Origin of the sequence: Vibrio sp. L5-1 (genome assembly GCF_021728315.1) — a bacterium.
Taxonomy (GTDB): Bacteria; Pseudomonadota; Gammaproteobacteria; order Enterobacterales; family Vibrionaceae; genus Vibrio; species Vibrio splendidus_K.
This window is the reverse complement of record NZ_JAKKCQ010000005.1, coordinates 118,108-133,874: the sequence shown is the minus strand read 5'-3', so window position 1 is coordinate 133,874 and position 15,767 is coordinate 118,108. Positions and strand designations below refer to the sequence as shown.

The 15,767-nt window shown below is 44.9% G+C and carries 15 protein-coding genes and 1 riboswitch; of the genes, 4 read left to right on the top strand and 11 right to left on the bottom strand.

Translation table 11 applies throughout. From position 1 onward, the window contains the following. The first annotated feature begins 73 nt into the window (after nucleotides 1-73). Nucleotides 74-1,603 carry a mannose-1-phosphate guanylyltransferase/mannose-6-phosphate isomerase gene (locus tag L3V35_RS18280; RefSeq protein ID WP_171307991.1) on the top strand — a complete coding sequence of 510 codons (1,530 nt, stop codon included), beginning with the start codon at nucleotides 74-76 and terminating at the stop codon, nucleotides 1,601-1,603. 22 nt (nucleotides 1,604-1,625) lie between these two features. Beyond that, nucleotides 1,626-3,047 (top strand): phosphomannomutase CpsG, encoded by a 1,422-nt coding sequence (locus L3V35_RS18275; RefSeq protein WP_237300408.1) that lies wholly within the window; start codon nucleotides 1,626-1,628, stop codon nucleotides 3,045-3,047. A gap of 121 nt (nucleotides 3,048-3,168) precedes the next feature. Here L3V35_RS18275 and aroG read toward each other — a convergent pair whose 3' ends face one another. The 3 genes from aroG to L3V35_RS18260 form a co-directional block, all read right to left on the bottom strand. Continuing rightward, nucleotides 3,169-4,221, bottom strand: coding sequence for a 3-deoxy-7-phosphoheptulonate synthase AroG (gene aroG, locus L3V35_RS18270; RefSeq protein WP_017075824.1), 1,053 nt, complete (start codon nucleotides 4,219-4,221; stop codon nucleotides 3,169-3,171). A 313-nt stretch (nucleotides 4,222-4,534) separates the two neighbouring features. Beyond that, nucleotides 4,535-4,750: a DUF3820 family protein gene (locus tag L3V35_RS18265; protein WP_004730103.1), complete on the bottom strand. Its 216-nt coding sequence runs from the start codon at nucleotides 4,748-4,750 to the stop codon at nucleotides 4,535-4,537. A 316-nt stretch (nucleotides 4,751-5,066) separates the two neighbouring features. After that, nucleotides 5,067-5,420 (bottom strand): hypothetical protein, encoded by a 354-nt coding sequence (locus tag L3V35_RS18260; protein WP_017066796.1) that lies wholly within the window; start codon nucleotides 5,418-5,420, stop codon nucleotides 5,067-5,069. A 323-nt stretch (nucleotides 5,421-5,743) separates the two neighbouring features. Continuing rightward, nucleotides 5,744-5,833, top strand: a riboswitch (cyclic di-GMP riboswitch). A 72-nt stretch (nucleotides 5,834-5,905) separates the two neighbouring features. On the opposite strand from L3V35_RS18260, the gene gbpA reads away from it, so the two are divergent. Then, nucleotides 5,906-7,372, top strand: coding sequence for an N-acetylglucosamine-binding protein GbpA (gene gbpA / locus L3V35_RS18255; RefSeq protein WP_237300407.1), 1,467 nt, complete (start codon nucleotides 5,906-5,908; stop codon nucleotides 7,370-7,372). A gap of 111 nt (nucleotides 7,373-7,483) precedes the next feature. On the opposite strand, the gene cyoE is transcribed toward gbpA, so the two are convergent. The 4 genes from cyoE to L3V35_RS18235 are packed head-to-tail and all read right to left on the bottom strand — an operon-like array spanning nucleotide 7,484 to nucleotide 10,985. After that, complete coding sequence (cyoE, locus tag L3V35_RS18250) at nucleotides 7,484-8,458, bottom strand: heme o synthase (RefSeq protein ID WP_237300406.1); 975 nt, start codon at nucleotides 8,456-8,458, stop codon at nucleotides 7,484-7,486. Beyond that, nucleotides 8,448-9,503 (bottom strand): COX15/CtaA family protein, encoded by a 1,056-nt coding sequence (locus L3V35_RS18245; protein ID WP_237300405.1) that lies wholly within the window; start codon nucleotides 9,501-9,503, stop codon nucleotides 8,448-8,450. Before L3V35_RS18245 ends, cyoE begins: the two co-directional genes overlap by 11 nt. Nucleotides 9,504-9,550: 47 nt before the next feature. Further along, entirely contained in the window at nucleotides 9,551-10,159 is a 609-nt protein-coding gene (locus tag L3V35_RS18240) for a hypothetical protein (protein ID WP_237300404.1), read from the bottom strand. After that, nucleotides 10,152-10,985, bottom strand: a complete 834-nt coding sequence (locus L3V35_RS18235; protein ID WP_171315687.1) for an SURF1 family protein — start codon at nucleotides 10,983-10,985, stop codon at nucleotides 10,152-10,154. Before L3V35_RS18235 ends, L3V35_RS18240 begins: the two co-directional genes overlap by 8 nt. A 1-nt stretch (nucleotide 10,986) precedes the next feature. Between L3V35_RS18235 and L3V35_RS18230 the strand changes: the two genes are divergently transcribed. After that, the gene (locus L3V35_RS18230) at nucleotides 10,987-11,217 is read left to right on the top strand and encodes a DUF2909 family protein (protein WP_029225153.1); all 231 of its coding nucleotides are present in this window, start codon (nucleotides 10,987-10,989) and stop codon (nucleotides 11,215-11,217) included. Between the two features lie 37 nt (nucleotides 11,218-11,254). Here L3V35_RS18230 and L3V35_RS18225 read toward each other — a convergent pair whose 3' ends face one another. The 4 genes from L3V35_RS18225 to coxB are packed head-to-tail and all read right to left on the bottom strand — an operon-like array spanning nucleotide 11,255 to nucleotide 15,693. Next, nucleotides 11,255-12,139, bottom strand: coding sequence for a cytochrome c oxidase subunit 3 (locus L3V35_RS18225; RefSeq protein ID WP_054547106.1), 885 nt, complete (start codon nucleotides 12,137-12,139; stop codon nucleotides 11,255-11,257). A gap of 37 nt (nucleotides 12,140-12,176) precedes the next feature. Continuing rightward, complete coding sequence (locus L3V35_RS18220; RefSeq protein ID WP_054547107.1) at nucleotides 12,177-12,806, bottom strand: cytochrome c oxidase assembly protein; 630 nt, start codon at nucleotides 12,804-12,806, stop codon at nucleotides 12,177-12,179. Between the two features lie 11 nt (nucleotides 12,807-12,817). Then, nucleotides 12,818-14,479, bottom strand: coding sequence for a cytochrome c oxidase subunit I (gene ctaD / locus L3V35_RS18215; protein ID WP_054547108.1), 1,662 nt, complete (start codon nucleotides 14,477-14,479; stop codon nucleotides 12,818-12,820). Then, a complete protein-coding gene (gene coxB, locus L3V35_RS18210; RefSeq protein ID WP_054547109.1) occupies nucleotides 14,476-15,693 on the bottom strand; it encodes a cytochrome c oxidase subunit II in 1,218 nt (405 codons plus the stop codon). The genes ctaD and coxB overlap by 4 nt, the downstream gene beginning before the upstream one ends. Between the last annotated feature and the right edge of the window lie 74 nt (nucleotides 15,694-15,767).

Sequence of the window (15,767 nt, the reverse complement as noted above, 5' to 3'; positions counted from 1 at the left end):
GGTTATCGATAAGTAATAAGCGTGAAGCGTGGTAATATGATGGCAGTATTCTAATGCACACAATTACCACTCTATGATTTTACCTGTCATCCTAGCTGGCGGCTCTGGAAGCCGCCTCTGGCCACTGTCTCGAGAGCTCTATCCTAAGCAATTCCTGAATATTGCTGGCGAACAGTCGATGCTTCAGCAGACACTTCAACGCCTGCAAGGTATCGACGCACACCTAACGGATAGCAGCTGCGATGCGCCATTCATCATCTGTAATGAAGAGCATCGTTTTATCGCTGCTGAACAAATTCGCTCAGCTAACGTCCTGCACAGTGGCATTCTGTTAGAACCTGTCGGTAGAAATACTGCGCCAGCCATCGCACTTGCAGCCTTGCAAGCTTTGACCAAATCTCATGAGACTAAAAGAGAAGCGGCTGACCCAATCTTATTAGTGCTTGCTGCCGACCATCACATCGCTAAAACCTCTGAATTTCAACAATCGATTAACCGTGGTGTTGATTACGCAAAACAAGGCAAACTGGTGACATTCGGTATAACCCCAAATGCTCCAGAGACTGGCTATGGCTACATCAAACAAGGGCAACCTCTTATCTCTAGCCTACAACTAGAAACCAACATTACAGACCAACCAACCCATTATGCTTACGACATTGAGTGCTTTGTAGAAAAGCCCGATAAAGCAACCGCAGAAGCATACATCCGCTCAGAACAGTACCTATGGAACAGTGGCATGTTCATGTTTAAGGCATCACGCTATCTTGAAGAACTCGCCGAACACCACCCCGATATATTAGCGGCTTGTAAACTCGCTCTTGCAAAGCAAAATACCGACCTCGACTTTATCCGTATCGACGCTGAAGCATTCAAAAGTAGCCCAAGCGATTCCATCGATTATGCCGTGATGGAGAAAACCTCGCACGCAGCTGTGATCCCGATGGATGTCGGTTGGAATGATATTGGCTCATGGTCTGCTATCTGGGATGTAAGCGACAAAGATGAGCATAACAACGTCATTGAAGGTGACGTGTTAACCGTCGACTCTCAACACAACTACATCCATGCTGAAAACAAGCTAGTTGCTACTGTAGGTGTCGATAACCTGATTATTGTCGAGACCAAAGACGCCATATTAGTCGCAGATAAAGACAAGGTTCAGGGTGTAAAATCGATTGTTAGTCAACTAAGTCAAGCAGGTCGAACGGAGCATATTCATCATCGTGAGGTATTGAGGCCTTGGGGTAAATACGATGTGATTGATTTAGGAAAGCGAGACAAAGTTAAGCGTATCACCGTAAAAGCGGGTCATCAGCTTTCACTACAGATGCATTATCATAGAGCGGAACATTGGGTAGTAGTAGCTGGCACTGCGAAGGTGACCAACGATGAGAAAACCTATCTCGTCGAAGAAGATCAATCGACTTACATCCCTTTAGGTCACATCCACAGCTTAGAGAACCCTGGCGAGACACCTCTTGAAATGATTGAAGTTCAAACCGGCAGCCATTTAAGTGAAGACGATATCATTCGATATCAAGACAGCTATGGGCGAGACGTTCGAAGCGAACAAGCTTCTTCGTCTCAGAACAAAAAATAGAAATAGAAGCGACTTCAATCAAATGAAACCAACATTAGATCTTAGCTGCTTTAAGAACAACGACATTCGCGGCATCATTGGTAGCCAAATCAATGAGCCGTTTGCCTATCTGCTTGGAAAGGCGTTTGGTGAATATATCCTGTCAGGAAATGCCAAGACTCCAAGTGCATGGCCTCCAGTCGTTATTGGTCGAGATAACCGTGAAACGTCTTTGTCACTGCAAGAAGCCATTACTGCAGGCTTAATCGAGTCCGGGATAAGCGTCATTGATCTTGGGATGACTGGCACTGAAGAAGTCTACTTTGCGACTCGTCACCTAAAAGCGATTGGCGGAATACAAATCACAGCCAGCCATAACCCAATCAATTACAACGGAATGAAATTGGTCGGTGCAGATGCTAGCCCCATCAGTAAAAACAGTGGTTTAGATAAAATCAAACGACGTATTAAAGTACTGAATCAAGAGCTGAACACCGATTTGCCGATCGTTCATGTTCAATCAAATAACTCAGGCATATCGACCAGTATTCTCGCCCCTTATGTAGACCACCTACTCTCCTACATAACACCTTCTAAACTTTCACCCATGAAGATTGTGGTTAACGCAGGAAACGGGGTTGCAGGACATGTCATTGATGCTTTAGAGAAGAAATTTAAAGAGCTCAGTGCCCCTATCACCTTCATCAAGGTTCACCATACTCCTGACGGAAACTTCCCTAATGGTATTCCCAATCCATTGATTATAGAAAACCAAATAGCGACTCGAAATGCTGTGTTAGAACATTCGGCCGATCTAGGGATTGCGTGGGATGGTGATTTTGACCGCTGCTTTTTCTTTGATGAAAAAGGCAATTATATTGAGGGTTACTATATTGTTGGCTTGCTAGCAGAAGCCTTCTTGTTAAAAGAACCTAACTCGACTGTGTTGCACGATATGCGTATGACATGGAACACGATTGAAGTCGCCAATAAGCTTGGTGGGAAGGCTGTTGCAGTCAAAGCTGGGCATGCGCTCATCAAAGAGAAGATGCGAGAATTAAACGCTGTGTACGGTGGTGAAATGAGTGCGCACCATTATTTTCGTGATTTTGGATACTGCGATTCAGGAATGATTCCTTGGCTACTGGTTATTGAATTGATGTCGAAAACCCAACAATCTCTTCACCAATTGACCAGCGCAAGTATGGATAGATTCCCTTCTTCCGGAGAGATAAATCGCAGAGCTTCAGACTCAGAACAAGTCATCGCTTATGTGTTGTCGCACTATCAAGTTGATGCCGTTGATATCGATCACACAGACGGGCTCAGCATGAATATGGGGACATGGCGCTTCAACTTACGAAAGTCCAATACAGAGCCGTTGATACGCCTCAACGTGGAAACCAAGCAAGATAGAACTTTACTGTCACTTAAAGTCGACGAGCTACTGTCTTTTTTCATTTAAGAATACAAAGCACTTCCAGTTTTTAACTAATTTTCAACTAAGAGCCACAAAAAAGCCCTTACTAGCGATTGCTAATAAGGGCTTTGAATTTTCAGTCGCTTAGTCGCTGACTGTAATTAGTTTACTTGTTGCGACGAGCTTCAACAGCATCTGCCAGTTGGCGAAGTACTGTTTCAGTATCTTCCCAACCAATACAAGCATCGGTAATAGACTGACCGTATGTCGCTGCTTTGCCGTCAACCAAGTCTTGGCGACCTTCAACAAGATGAGATTCAATCATCACACCAAAAATAGCTTTATCACCACCTGAAATCTGTGCACTTACGTCATCAGATACGTTAATTTGGCGTTTAAACTGCTTAGAGCTATTCGCATGGCTGAAATCAATCATCACCTTCTCTGGAAGACCTGAAGCTTTTAGTTCTTCCTTAATCTTGCTTACATGCTCTGCACTGTAGTTTGGCTCTTTACCACCACGTAGGATGATATGGCAATCAGGGTTACCTGCAGTTTCAATGATAGCGGAGTGACCGTACTTAGTTACAGACAAAAAGTGGTGAGAAGCACTCGCTGAACGAATCGCGTCGGTTGCGATCTTAATGTTGCCATCAGTACCATTCTTAAAGCCTACAGGGCAAGAAATACCTGAAGCAAGTTCACGGTGAACCTGAGATTCAGTCGTACGTGCGCCAATTGCGCCCCAGCTGATTAAGTCAGCAACGTATTGAGGCGTGATCATATCTAGGAATTCACTTGCCGTCGGCATTCCCATATCAGTTAGGTCAAGCAGTAGCTTACGTCCTAGACGAAGACCATCGTTTAGCTTAAACGTATCATCCATGTATGGGTCGTTAATCAGACCTTTCCAACCAACAGTTGTACGTGGCTTTTCAAAGTAAACACGCATTACGATTTCAAGTTTGTCGCCTAGTTCATCACGTAACACTTTCAAGCGTTTGCCATATTCAAGTGCAGCTTCTGTGTCATGAATAGAACATGGGCCTACGATAACAAGTAAGCGGTCGTCGCTATCTTCTAAAATATTATGAATCGCTTTACGGCTTTCAAAGGTTGTAGAAGAAGCAATTTCTGTCGCTGGAAACTTTTCTAAAACAGCAACAGGTGGTAATAACTCTTTTACTTTGTTAATTCTTACATCATCAGTCTGAAACATCGCTTACTTCTTCCTATTTTCTATCCTTGAGCTGAATGTAGGTTATCTCACGTAACTTTCCATCAGCACTTATCTTCTTGTTCCCTGTAACTTAACTAGTAAAAACTCTAGTTTCAATCACTAATTCAAAAAAAACGCAATTTTTTTTGTGTTTTATATTTAAAACACCCCGTATAACATTATTTACACGCTATCGATTGCGCAATTTATCTCGGGATAAGGTCCATTGTTTTTCAAATCCCACTATACACGTAATATCTAATGATAATCTAAAATAAAAAAGCTCACGTTATTAGCGTGAGCTTCAATTAAATTACATTCTTTTCAAAGGTTTGACGACACTATCAAGCCCTTCGATTTTCAACGCAAGGCACAATTTTAATAAGTCGCCTAGCTCACCAGAGGGGAACCCTTTTTTGTCGAACCACAGCAAATATTCTTCAGGCAAGTCAATCAACGTACGACCAGCGTATTTACCAAATGGCATTTGCATTCTAGCAAGTTTAATCAGGTTCTCTTTCTCTAGCATTACAGGCTCTTTCTAAGCGTCATCGATATTCTGTAGAGTATCACCTAAACGTTCAACCCAATAGTTGATCGCATCTTTGGCATCACCAAGCGAGTCAATCATGGTTGAAAATCTTCATAACTGGTGAATTTAGTTGCGGTTTTAATTGGGCCGCCTGCACAACCAAACAAGAAGATGCTGGTTGCAACAAGCAAAAAGACTTTTAGAGTTTTCATGACGCACTTAGTTAAAATTAAGGAATTTAATTGAGTAAGTCATACCTTATATGAAAAGTTTGTAGAAAAGGGGGAGTTAAAACTCAGAGCTAGCTTTAAAATTAATCATGCTGAACGGTGTGTGCATACTCTACGATTACCTGATTTCCTTCGATATAAGCATTTTGGATCTCACCATCAACGCTCATTCTACTTTTCAGGTAGACCACTTTTGGCCCTGACTCATTACCTTCTTTAAGTGAAGGAAACACATTCCTAGGCTCTAAATGAAGTAAACGACAAAAGTGACTAACGAAAGACATCGTTAATGGCGTCTCGCCTCTTAGCACTCTAGAGAAATCAAGCTGGTTCATTCCAAGCTTTTTTGAAAACTCCATCTGCGTAATACGCATTCTCGATTTTTGTGACATCCACGTTTGATATAACGCGTCTCTATCTAGTTCTGTGAATTCCATACCGACTCCTTTATATAATTCATACCAATCAATTGTCCGGCTTTTCATACATAGCATGTCAGGGTTTGGTTAGTGGAAACCAAAGGTTTGGTTTTGATATGCGCGCAATTGTCGTGCAGAACAAAACATCACAATCGAAAAACATTCACAAAAGCGATTAGAGCAAATACTTTCTTCATTTATATCAATAATTTATACGTTAGCGAACTAAACATATAGCAAGTTAATTTGTATTAAGAATTAAAAGTTCGAGATTGGCATTCCACATTTCAATCTATTGATTCGCATTTATAAAACTGGTTGGCTACATTTCGCTTGCTCAAACGCACTTCTGGCAAACTATTTGAAAGAATAGGACGCAAAGCCACCGGTCTGTCGACATATATTCTGTCTATGATAGCGGGGCCGCCACTTAATAGAATTTAAGTGTAAATGCATGCCGGAGTGTTCTCTTTTTTGTCGGCCAAATACAGTAAGGACAAATAATGAAACAACTCCCAAAAAAATCGCTCATCGCGCTATCGCTACTTAGCGTCAGTGGAGCAAGCTTCGGTCACGGTTATGTCTCGGCATACGATAATGGCGTAGCAGAAAGCCGTGTCGCGTTGTGTAAATTCCCAGCGAGTGATACACAACAAAAAAACACAGGCTGTGGTGGTATTCAATATGAACCACAAAGTGTAGAAGGCCCTGAGGGCTTCCCTGAAAGCGGCCCTGCCGATGGTAAAATCGCCAGTGCGCAATCTTCTTTAGCAGCAGCGCTAGACGAGCAAACAGCCGATCGCTGGGTTAAACGCCCGATCAAGTCTGGTTTTCAATACTTTGAGTGGACGTTCACAGCGAACCACAAAACTCGCGACTGGAAATACTATATTACGCAACCCGACTGGAACCCGAACCAACCTTTGGCGCGCAGCTCTTTCGACTTAACGCCATTCTGTGTTATTGAAGGCAACATGGAACAACCACCGATGCAAGTCAGCCACTTGTGTAATGTGCCAGAACGCGAAGGTTATCAAGTGATCCTTGCGGTATGGGATGTAGGTGACACTGCAGCGGCTTTCTACAATGTTATCGATGTGAAGTTTGATGGCGACGGCCCTATCATTCCTGATTGGGATCAAGGCGGTCAAATCAATCCAACTCAAGACCTGAATGTAGGCGACGCAGTTTACACTCGTGTCTTCGACCAATCTGGTGAGAACGCTTCATACAGTACAGAGCTAGTGATTGAGAACAACGAACAAGGTAAAGCAAACAACTGGTCTTACGCGCTTGCTTCGAAGATCAATCAAGAGCAAACGCAAATCCAAGCGGGCCAGTTAAACGATCAAAACGATTTCGCGCCAGTGTACGGCACGAACCCTGTTTATCTAAAATCAGGTTCAGGCTTTAAGAGCGTAGAAATCGGATACAAGATTGATACTCCAGAGCCAGATCATGAGCTAGAAGTCACAGGCTTAGAGTCTGAGTACATTATTGATGAAAACCAGCCGACACAGCTTGATCTTACTCTTGCAGCAACAGGCGATATTCAAGCTGAATTGACTGTGTACAACCATCATCGTGAAGCACTTGCATCTCAGAAATCTGAGTTATCAGACGGACAAGTTGAAGATGTTCAACTCACTCTATCTAAGTCGGAAGCTGGCCACCACATGCTTGTGGTCGTGACGAAAGATGACCAAGGTAACTTGGTGGATCAGAACACGCTTGATTTCCACCTAATGGACGAGCAAACACCGCCACCAGCAGGCGATTATGACTTCATATTCCCAGAAAGCATTGAGTCTTACACAGCAGGAACAAAGGTTCTGAGCAGCGACGGCGGCGTTTATCAGTGTAAAGAGTTCCCATACTCTGGTTACTGTGTTCAATGGGCTCCAACAGCAACTCAGTACGAACCAGGTGTCGGTTCACACTGGCAAAGTGCTTGGAACAAAGTGGACTAAGTACTCGCTAGATACTTACTTTGTATTAAGTGAGTTTTAGTCATCAACCAAACAAAAACGGATGCCCAAAGCATCCGTTTTCTTGTTCAGTAAAAGTAGAAACGCCAGTTGTTAAAGTAGATAGTGGTCTGCCAACAGAGCAACAAACAAGATCATGAGATGATAGATGGAGAACTTGAATGTCTTCATCGCCATGTTGGGTTCATCACGATATTTTAAAACCCACGCGTGATAGACAAACCCACCGTTTAGTACCAAAGACGCGCTCAGGTATATCCAACTACTCATCCCAACTAATACTGGAAGCACACATACGATGCTTAGCAGCAAGGTATAGAGCAGAATCGATGTTTTGGTGTAGGCAATACCATGAGTCACAGGCAACATCGGAATGTTCACCTTAGCGTATTCATCACGACGATGAATCGCCAATGCCCAGAAGTGCGGAGGCGTCCAGATAAAGATGATCATCACCAACAACCAAGCGTTTGAATGCAGTTCATTGGTGACCGCCGTCCAGCCCAGTAGAGGTGGCATTGCGCCTGCGATCCCTGCAATCACAATGTTTTGCGGCGTCGCTCGCTTCAGATACATGGTATAAATCACTGCGTAACCTAATAAGCTTGCAAAGGTTAACCAAGCGGTCAGTTGATTGACCCACACCACTAACGTGGCAAACCCAAGTAAGCCGATACCCGCGGCAAAGCTGAACACACGTACACTACTCAGTTCACCGGATGGTAAAGGGCGTCGATTTGTTCGAGTCATTTGCCCATCAATCTTTTTGTCGATCAAGTGGTTGAATGCAGCTGCCGAACCTGCCATCAGCCCTATCCCAATCATCCCAAACACAGTTTGCTGTAAAGGTAATCCATTAGGTACAGCCAAACACATTCCAACCAGTGCAGTTAGCAGCATCAAAGCCACCACCTTGGGCTTGGTCAGGGTTAAATAGACCTTCCAAACAGCTTTGTTTTTTGCAGCCATTTCATGGCTTAAAGCTATGTCATTGTTGGCTGCTATCTTATGACTTGAGGCTACGTCTTTAACCACCACTTCATGTTGTATTGACGTTCTACTGACCATGATTACCTCCTTGTAATACACTGTTTTTCACCAAGCTCTGACTTGGTTTGCGTTGCCACACGACAAAATTGGTGACAACCATGCTGATGAGCAACATCGCTGCGACTAGGTTGTGCAAAACCGCGACTGATATTGGCAGGTGAAACCATACATTACTGATCCCAAGGCTGATTTGGGTAAACAGGACTATTGCGACAATCACGCTCAACTTTTGTTGAGGCGCTTGGCCAAATTTCCATAGCTGGTACACGATCATCAGCACCGTTAACGTCGCCACAATAGCCCCGAACCTATGCATGACATGGATGGTGAGCCTTGCTGGATACGCCAACACACCAAACTCATAGTTATCATGTCCGCGTTGAGCAAAATCGAACGCATTTTTGAAATCGAGGTAACTTGTCCAGTTTCCCTCACAGATGGGTAATTGGGTGCACACCAGAGCGGCATAGTTTGACGATGTCCAGCCACCGAGCAGTATCTGCCCAACCACAATGAGTAATCCGAATAGTGCCGAGACTTTAAGTGGTGAAGAATAGGAAGCCTCGCCGAAACGGCTTTGGAATTGAGACAAACGACAGTAGAGCAGACACAACAGTGACAGCAACGTGAAGCCCCCCATCAAATGCGCCATAACCACAACGGGCATCAACTTGAGAGTCACCGTCCACATTCCAAGCAAAGCCTGAAATATCACGGTTGCAGAGATAAGTAACGGAAGACCAACTGGTGTGATGTTCTTACTAATACACCAAGCAACAACGACTAAGATAAGCAGCCCTAATGTTCCTGCAAAGTAGCGATGTATCATCTCTATCCAAGCTTTGTCTGCTTCGAGAGCTCGTTCTGGAAATTGTAGATTGGCTTGATTAACGGCTTGGGTATTCGAGGGAACGGTGATCTTTCCATAGCACCCAGGCCAGTCAGGACAGCCAAGGCCAGCATCAGACAAACGCGTGTAAGCACCGAGCACAATAACAGTCAGAGTTAGCAAGATAGTCACTCTCATAATAAACATGAGTAACTTTGGAGCTCCTTTTTGCATCGCTTATCTCCCTATACGAACCATCAACACCTAATGATTACTCGCCATTACCCCACTCTAGACAGCTTGAGTAGTTTTCGTAAATCATGAATCATGCCTTTCGATTGGCTGACTAACTCCGAAGAGTCCGAAACGCTCTTATATTCCATCACCAGTTGCCCAAGAGGATCGATAATGACAATTGAAGCAGGCGCAAACACAGTACTAAGTTGATCACCACCAGCTAAAAACGACAAATCAGGCTTGTTGAGCGCCCCCGACAACGAGTTACCTTCTGAAACAAAAACAACGGCGGTCACGCGCTCTTTGTTTTTCCCTAACGCTAAGTAGCTTTGATTCAAATAATGAAGCTGTTGTTCACACAAGCTTTCGCACTCCATCGGTGCGATATAACCCACGAACCAACCCTCTCCAGCCATGGGTACCGTTACGCCAAAATCCGCTAGCGTGACTCTTGGTTCTACTAATTCGCCTGAGTTAGTGACACCTGACGTATACCAATTCTGGTCCAACACAGTTTTGGCGATAAGCGCTGGCAAAGCGAAAATTAGAACGAGTCCGATTAATACCAAACGTCCCTTAGTACGACGGCTTCTAAGCTCAGCCATGTTTGCCTCGGTACTTTCCCTGTTCACTTGTGCTTGAGATTTATCCATCGTTGTTCTCCGTGATAGGTGTCGCTTTTAGGTACCGATAGCCAATTAACAACATCAAAAACAAAAGTACCGCTGCCATTACAAACCATTGAAATGAGTAACCGAAGTGCTTTTCAGATTTCATCGCCGTTGGTCGCCACAACAACTCATAAGGCCATGAATCTAAGCTTTGAGGTTGGAAAACAAAGGGCAGCACTTCTTGCCCTGTGTACTCTGATAACGCTGTGATGTTGATGTTTTGAATTCTTTTAGGCGTTGTGTTTTCTAAAGCCAACTCATGACTTAGAGGGTTCACCGAACGTGTGTACAAACGCCCTGACATATTGGTTGGTAATGTGATATTTCCTAGTTGCGGTAGCTCTCTTCTGTCATTACTTGCCGCAACGAACCCCAGATCGATCAATAGCTGCTTTTCGGCCACTAAAGACTCGTTTTCATCTTTAAAGCGAACCTCACCCAACATGTAAATCACATACCCCACTGTTCCTTGATTAATCTGATTGTCTAACAAGACCACTAAACCACTTGGCATTTCCAGATCCACATCAACCTTCAAACCATTTAAAGACGGCTGTTCAGATGCACCTTGCGCTTGTATACGCGAGTACTTCCATTCAGAGATAACCGCATCCAATGACCTAGACGATTGCTGGGCTCTTTCTGATAGCTGCTGTTCATAACGCAATTTCTCGTTACCTCGTTCTAACTGCCACAAACCCAACTTGATTAAAATGCCGACTGAAACCACAGTTAAAACAACCGCTATCCAAAAACCTTTACTGCGGAACTTGTGTTCATCATCAATCAATCGATTTGGAGTTATCACTATGGCGTCATCTACCTTTGTGTTGTTGTTTAAAATTGTATTGGTCGCTTTGCTGTTTTTTATCGCTTTCAATTTGATGAAAGGTCTAATCCAAATCGCATCAGGTAAACACAATGGCAAAAGACTGAGTCACTTCTTGGGTCGTCGAGTCATGTGGTCAGCCGTTGTCGTGCTACTGTTATTACTGGCGTTAGGTTCAGGAATGATAACTCCCAACCCTCGCCCTTATTAAGCCCATACAAACCTAACAGCTAGACCGATATATTTCGTTAGAGCACATAAACAAACACAAATAGACCTAACCAAACCACATCGACAAAGTGCCAATACCAACTGCCCGCTTGGAACGCAAAGTGGTCTTTCGGAGTGAAGTGGTCTTTCGCAACTCTCGCCAGTAACACAATCAAAAAAATCGTTCCTAAACACACATGCAAACCATGGAATCCGGTCAGTAAGAAGAAGGTATTGCCGTAGATGCCGGATTGAAGCGTCAGCCCCATCTCTTGATAAGCGTGAAGGTACTCTTCAACTTGGAAGAACAGGAAGAAGCCAGCCAGAACAATGGTTATCTCTAACCACACGATCAAAGCCATACGCTTATTTTGTTCAAGACTGATATGTGCCATATGCAGCGTCACAGAGGAAAGCAGTAGGATAATGGTGTTCTTTAGCGGAATACCTTGCCAAGGCATTGCTTGCGTCGTCACACCATCTGGAGTGGTGGTCAGCGGCCATATCGACTGAAACATCGGCCACAGCACTTCGTGAGTCATAGCATTGTTGCCAGCCCCACCAATCCAAGGCACAGAAATCATGCGAGCATAGAAAAGCGCGCCAAAGAAAGCGCCGAAGAACATGATTTCGGAGAAAATAAACCAGCTCATGCCCTGTCTAAAGGATCGAGATATCTGCTCAGAATAGAGACCACTCAATGATTCTGTGATCACATTGCTAAACCAACCTGCGAGCATGTAAAGCAACACACAAAACCCAACTAACAGCACTGCTTTTCCAAACACACCACCAGCCGCATCGGTACCCATGTTTTGCACCGTTAAACCGGCCCCAACCGCGACCAAAAACAATGCAACGGCACCCACCAATGGCCAGTGGCTTTGATGTGGAACGAAATAAACTTCCTTTTTAGAACTCATCGCCAACTCCTTATGTTGATACTGGTTCTGTAAATCCCTAGTTACTTGCGAGTGCGTTAGGCTCAGGCTTACTTGCCTCTCCACTCACCTGACTCGTGATGTTAAACAGCGTGTAAGAGAGCGTAAGCGTATGTATCGATTCTGGAATATCGGGCTCAATGTAAAATATCAACCCCATTTCGGCGGTTTTGTGCCCGTCCAATGGCTGCTGATTGAAACAGAAGCACTCCATCTTATTAAAGTAAGTCGCTCCCATCCCGGGAGAAACCGATGGTACAGCCTGGCCAACCAATGAGGATCCAGAAAGATTTTTGGCAATGTAGTTAGTCTGAACCACCTCACCGGGGTGAACCTCTAAAACACGAACTTCGGGCGAAAATTGCCACGGCATATCTGGCTTAATGTGCGACATGAACTCCACTCGAACAGTACGAGAGTAGTCAGGCTGCATTCCTTGAGGTTGAACCACAGAAACGCTATTAGTCTTGCCATTAATCCCCAAAGCATCACACATCACATCGTAGAGCGGCACCAAAGCAAAGCCGAAACCAAACATCGCAACCACACCCAATACTAAATAACCTGTCAACTTCTTAGTCGATCGCTTCTTAGAAGGGTGCTTTGGCTGCTGCTTCTCTTGATTTAGGCCGCTTTGTTTATCACTCATGGCTCTTCCCTTTAATCAACTTTAGGTGGATGAGTAAAGGTGTGGTGAGGGGCAGGGCTAGGAACTGTCCACTCTAGACCTTCAGCTCGGTCCCAAGGCTTGCTTGGCGCAGTCTCCCCGCCTCTCACACACTTGATGACTAACCATAAGAAGATCAACTGAGACAAACCAAAGGCAAAACCACCTATCGACACAACTTGGTTAACATCAGCAAACTGAATCGCATAATCCGGTATACGACGCGGCATTCCGGCTAACCCTAAAAAGTGCATTGGGAAAAACAACACATTGACCGATACTACCGATGTCCAGAAATGCCACAGACTGAGCTTGTGGTCGTACATATGCCCTGTCCATTTCGGCAACCAATAATAGGCGGCGGCCATAATTGAGAACACAGCACCTGTCACCAGAACATAGTGGAAGTGAGCCACAACAAAGTAGGTATCGTGGTATTGGAAATCGGCAGGTACGATAGCGAGCATCAATCCAGATAGCCCACCAATCGTGAATAGAACAATGAAGGCAATCGCAAACAGCATTGGTGTCTCAAAGGTCAAAGCACCCCGCCACATCGTCGCCACCCAGTTAAACACCTTCACTCCCGTAGGCACTGCGATCAACATGGTGCAATACATGAAGAACAGCTCGGCAAATACTGGCATACCGGTAGTGAACATGTGGTGCGCCCACACTAAGAATGACAGCAGTGCGATACTGCATGTTGCGTACACCATCGAGTGATAACCAAATAAACGCTTGCCACTGAATGCCGGGATTATCGCAGAGACAATACCAAAAGACGGTAAAATCATGATGTATACTTCAGGGTGTCCAAAGAACCAGAATATATGCTGGAACATCACCGGGTCCCCGCCCCCCGCGGCATCAAAAAAGCTCGTCCCAAAGTACTTATCCGTCAGTACCATGGTTACGGCTCCCGCGAGCACGGGCATGACGGCTATCAACAGAAAAGCGGTAATCAACCAAGTCCATACGAACATCGGTAGCTTGAACCAAGTCATTCCCGGCGCACGCATGTTCACTATGGTTACGATCACGTTAATCGCCCCCATGATCGAACTGATCCCCATAATATGAACTGAGAATACGAATAGCGCGGTACTGTCTGGACCATAAGTTGTCGAGAGTGGCGCGTAGAAGGTCCAACCAAAACTTGGGCCGCCTCCCTCAGTAAACAAAGATCCGATCAAGATTAGAAAAGCAAAAGGCAGAATCCAGAAGCTGAGGTTGTTCATTCTCGGCAGCGCCATGTCTGGAGCGCCGATCATCATTGGGATCATCCAGTTAGCCAAACCTGTGAATGCAGGCATCACGGCGCCGAATACCATGATTAAACCATGGACTGTAGTCATCTGATTGAAGAAATCTGGCTCAACGAGCTGTAACCCCGGTTGGAATAACTCCGCACGGATCACCATCGCCATGGCACCACCCGTTAAGAACATCGCAAAACTGAACCACAGATAAAGTGTACCGATGTCTTTATGATTGGTTGAGTAAAGCCAACGAGCCCAGCCTTTAGGTGCCGCATGTGAGTCGTTATCGTCAACAGGCAAATCATCATTGCCCAGCATACCTTCCACAGAATGGCTCAGAACTTGGTCTTCTGCAGGAGCCGATTTCACCGGCTTATTGATTGGTGAACTCATAACTGCCCCTTAGCATCGTTTTGTGCTTCATCCGTTGAGCCTTGTTCGTCAGCTGCTTGGCCTCCGCCTTCTTGCTTGGCTTTATAAGCGTTTACATCTGAAGCCTGAACAATGTCACCCGTATCATTACCCCAAGCGTTTCGTTGGTAGGTCACTACCGCTGCGATCTCTTTCTCGGTTAATTGATTATCAAATGCCTGCATTGCGGTGCCTCCGCGACCATAAACAATGGTATCGATATGAACACCCACATCACCAAGTGCTATAGGGCTTCCTTTAATGGCAGGAAATGCGCCGGGAATACCCTCTCCGTTGACTTGATGGCAAACGGCGCAACGGGTTTTGTAAACTTCTTCACCGATGGCATTCAATTCTTCTAAGGAAAGTGACGCATCTAGCGCATCTTGTGCAGCTTGTTGTGCGGCTATCGCCAATTCTTTCTGCTCCGCTAACCATGCGTCAAAATCGTCTTCTTCCATAGCACGTACCACAATCGGCATGAAGCCATGAGCACGACCACACAATTCAGCACACTGACCTCGGTATACGCCAGGCTCATCGATCTTTGTCCACGCCTCATTAATGAAACCGGGAATGGTATCTTTCTTAACCGCAAAAGCAGGCACCCACCATGAGTGAATAACATCATCGGAAGTCATCAAAAAGCGGACTTTACGATTGATAGGCAGTACAAGCGGCTTATCAACCTCTAGCAGGTAATGCGCGCCTTTCACTTCGATGCCTTCAATCTCTTTGTCACTGGTTGCTAGGAGGCTGAAAAACTCAACGTCTTCACCAAAATAGCTGTAATGCCATTTCCATTGTGACCCTGTGATTTTAACGGTCAGATCTGATTGGGAGGTGTCTTCCATCGCTATCAAGGTTTTAGTGGCGGGTATCGCCATAGCGATGAGGATGATAATAGGAATGATGGTCCAAAGAATTTCGACTTTGGTACTTTCGTGAAAATGAGCTGCAACCGCGCCCTTCGACTTACGGTGTCTCAGAATCGAATAAAACATCACACCAAAAACAACGAAAGCGATCGCGCAACAGATGTAGAAGATCAACATATGAAGTTCATACACCTTACCGCTGATCTCAGTGACACCTTGAGTCATGTTGTATTCAGTGCTGGCATGCACCAAAGGCGATACCAAAACCACAACAAAACTTTTCAAAAGCCACCCTAGCCTAACCAGTAATCTTTTCAAAAGATCTCTCCTTATCCTTCCTAATTGGATACTTGCGACCTAAATGTCGTTGCGAGCTGAACAACATTCATTGT

Excerpts from the sequence above, each read along its gene's own strand:
- cyoE (WP_237300406.1), bottom strand. The coding sequence starts at position 8,458 with ATGGTCAGTAGAACGTCAATACAACATGAAGTGGTGGTTAAAGACGTA.
- gbpA (WP_237300407.1), top strand. The coding sequence starts at position 5,906 with ATGAAACAACTCCCAAAAAAATCGCTCATCGCGCTATCGCTACTTAGC.
- L3V35_RS18280 (WP_171307991.1), top strand. The coding sequence starts at position 74 with ATGATTTTACCTGTCATCCTAGCTGGCGGCTCTGGAAGCCGCCTCTGG.
- ctaD (WP_054547108.1), bottom strand. The coding sequence starts at position 14,479 with ATGAGTTCACCAATCAATAAGCCGGTGAAATCGGCTCCTGCAGAAGAC.
- L3V35_RS18245 (WP_237300405.1), bottom strand. The coding sequence starts at position 9,503 with ATGCAAAAAGGAGCTCCAAAGTTACTCATGTTTATTATGAGAGTGACT.
- L3V35_RS18265 (WP_004730103.1), bottom strand. The coding sequence starts at position 4,750 with ATGCTAGAGAAAGAGAACCTGATTAAACTTGCTAGAATGCAAATGCCA.
- L3V35_RS18240 (WP_237300404.1), bottom strand. The coding sequence starts at position 10,159 with ATGGATAAATCTCAAGCACAAGTGAACAGGGAAAGTACCGAGGCAAAC.
- L3V35_RS18275 (WP_237300408.1), top strand. The coding sequence starts at position 1,626 with ATGAAACCAACATTAGATCTTAGCTGCTTTAAGAACAACGACATTCGC.
- L3V35_RS18225 (WP_054547106.1), bottom strand. The coding sequence starts at position 12,139 with ATGAGTTCTAAAAAGGAAGTTTATTTCGTTCCACATCAAAGCCACTGG.
- aroG (WP_017075824.1), bottom strand. The coding sequence starts at position 4,221 with ATGTTTCAGACTGATGATGTAAGAATTAACAAAGTAAAAGAGTTATTA.
- L3V35_RS18230 (WP_029225153.1), top strand. The coding sequence starts at position 10,987 with ATGGCGTCATCTACCTTTGTGTTGTTGTTTAAAATTGTATTGGTCGCT.
- L3V35_RS18220 (WP_054547107.1), bottom strand. The coding sequence starts at position 12,806 with ATGAGTGATAAACAAAGCGGCCTAAATCAAGAGAAGCAGCAGCCAAAG.
- L3V35_RS18260 (WP_017066796.1), bottom strand. The coding sequence starts at position 5,420 with ATGGAATTCACAGAACTAGATAGAGACGCGTTATATCAAACGTGGATG.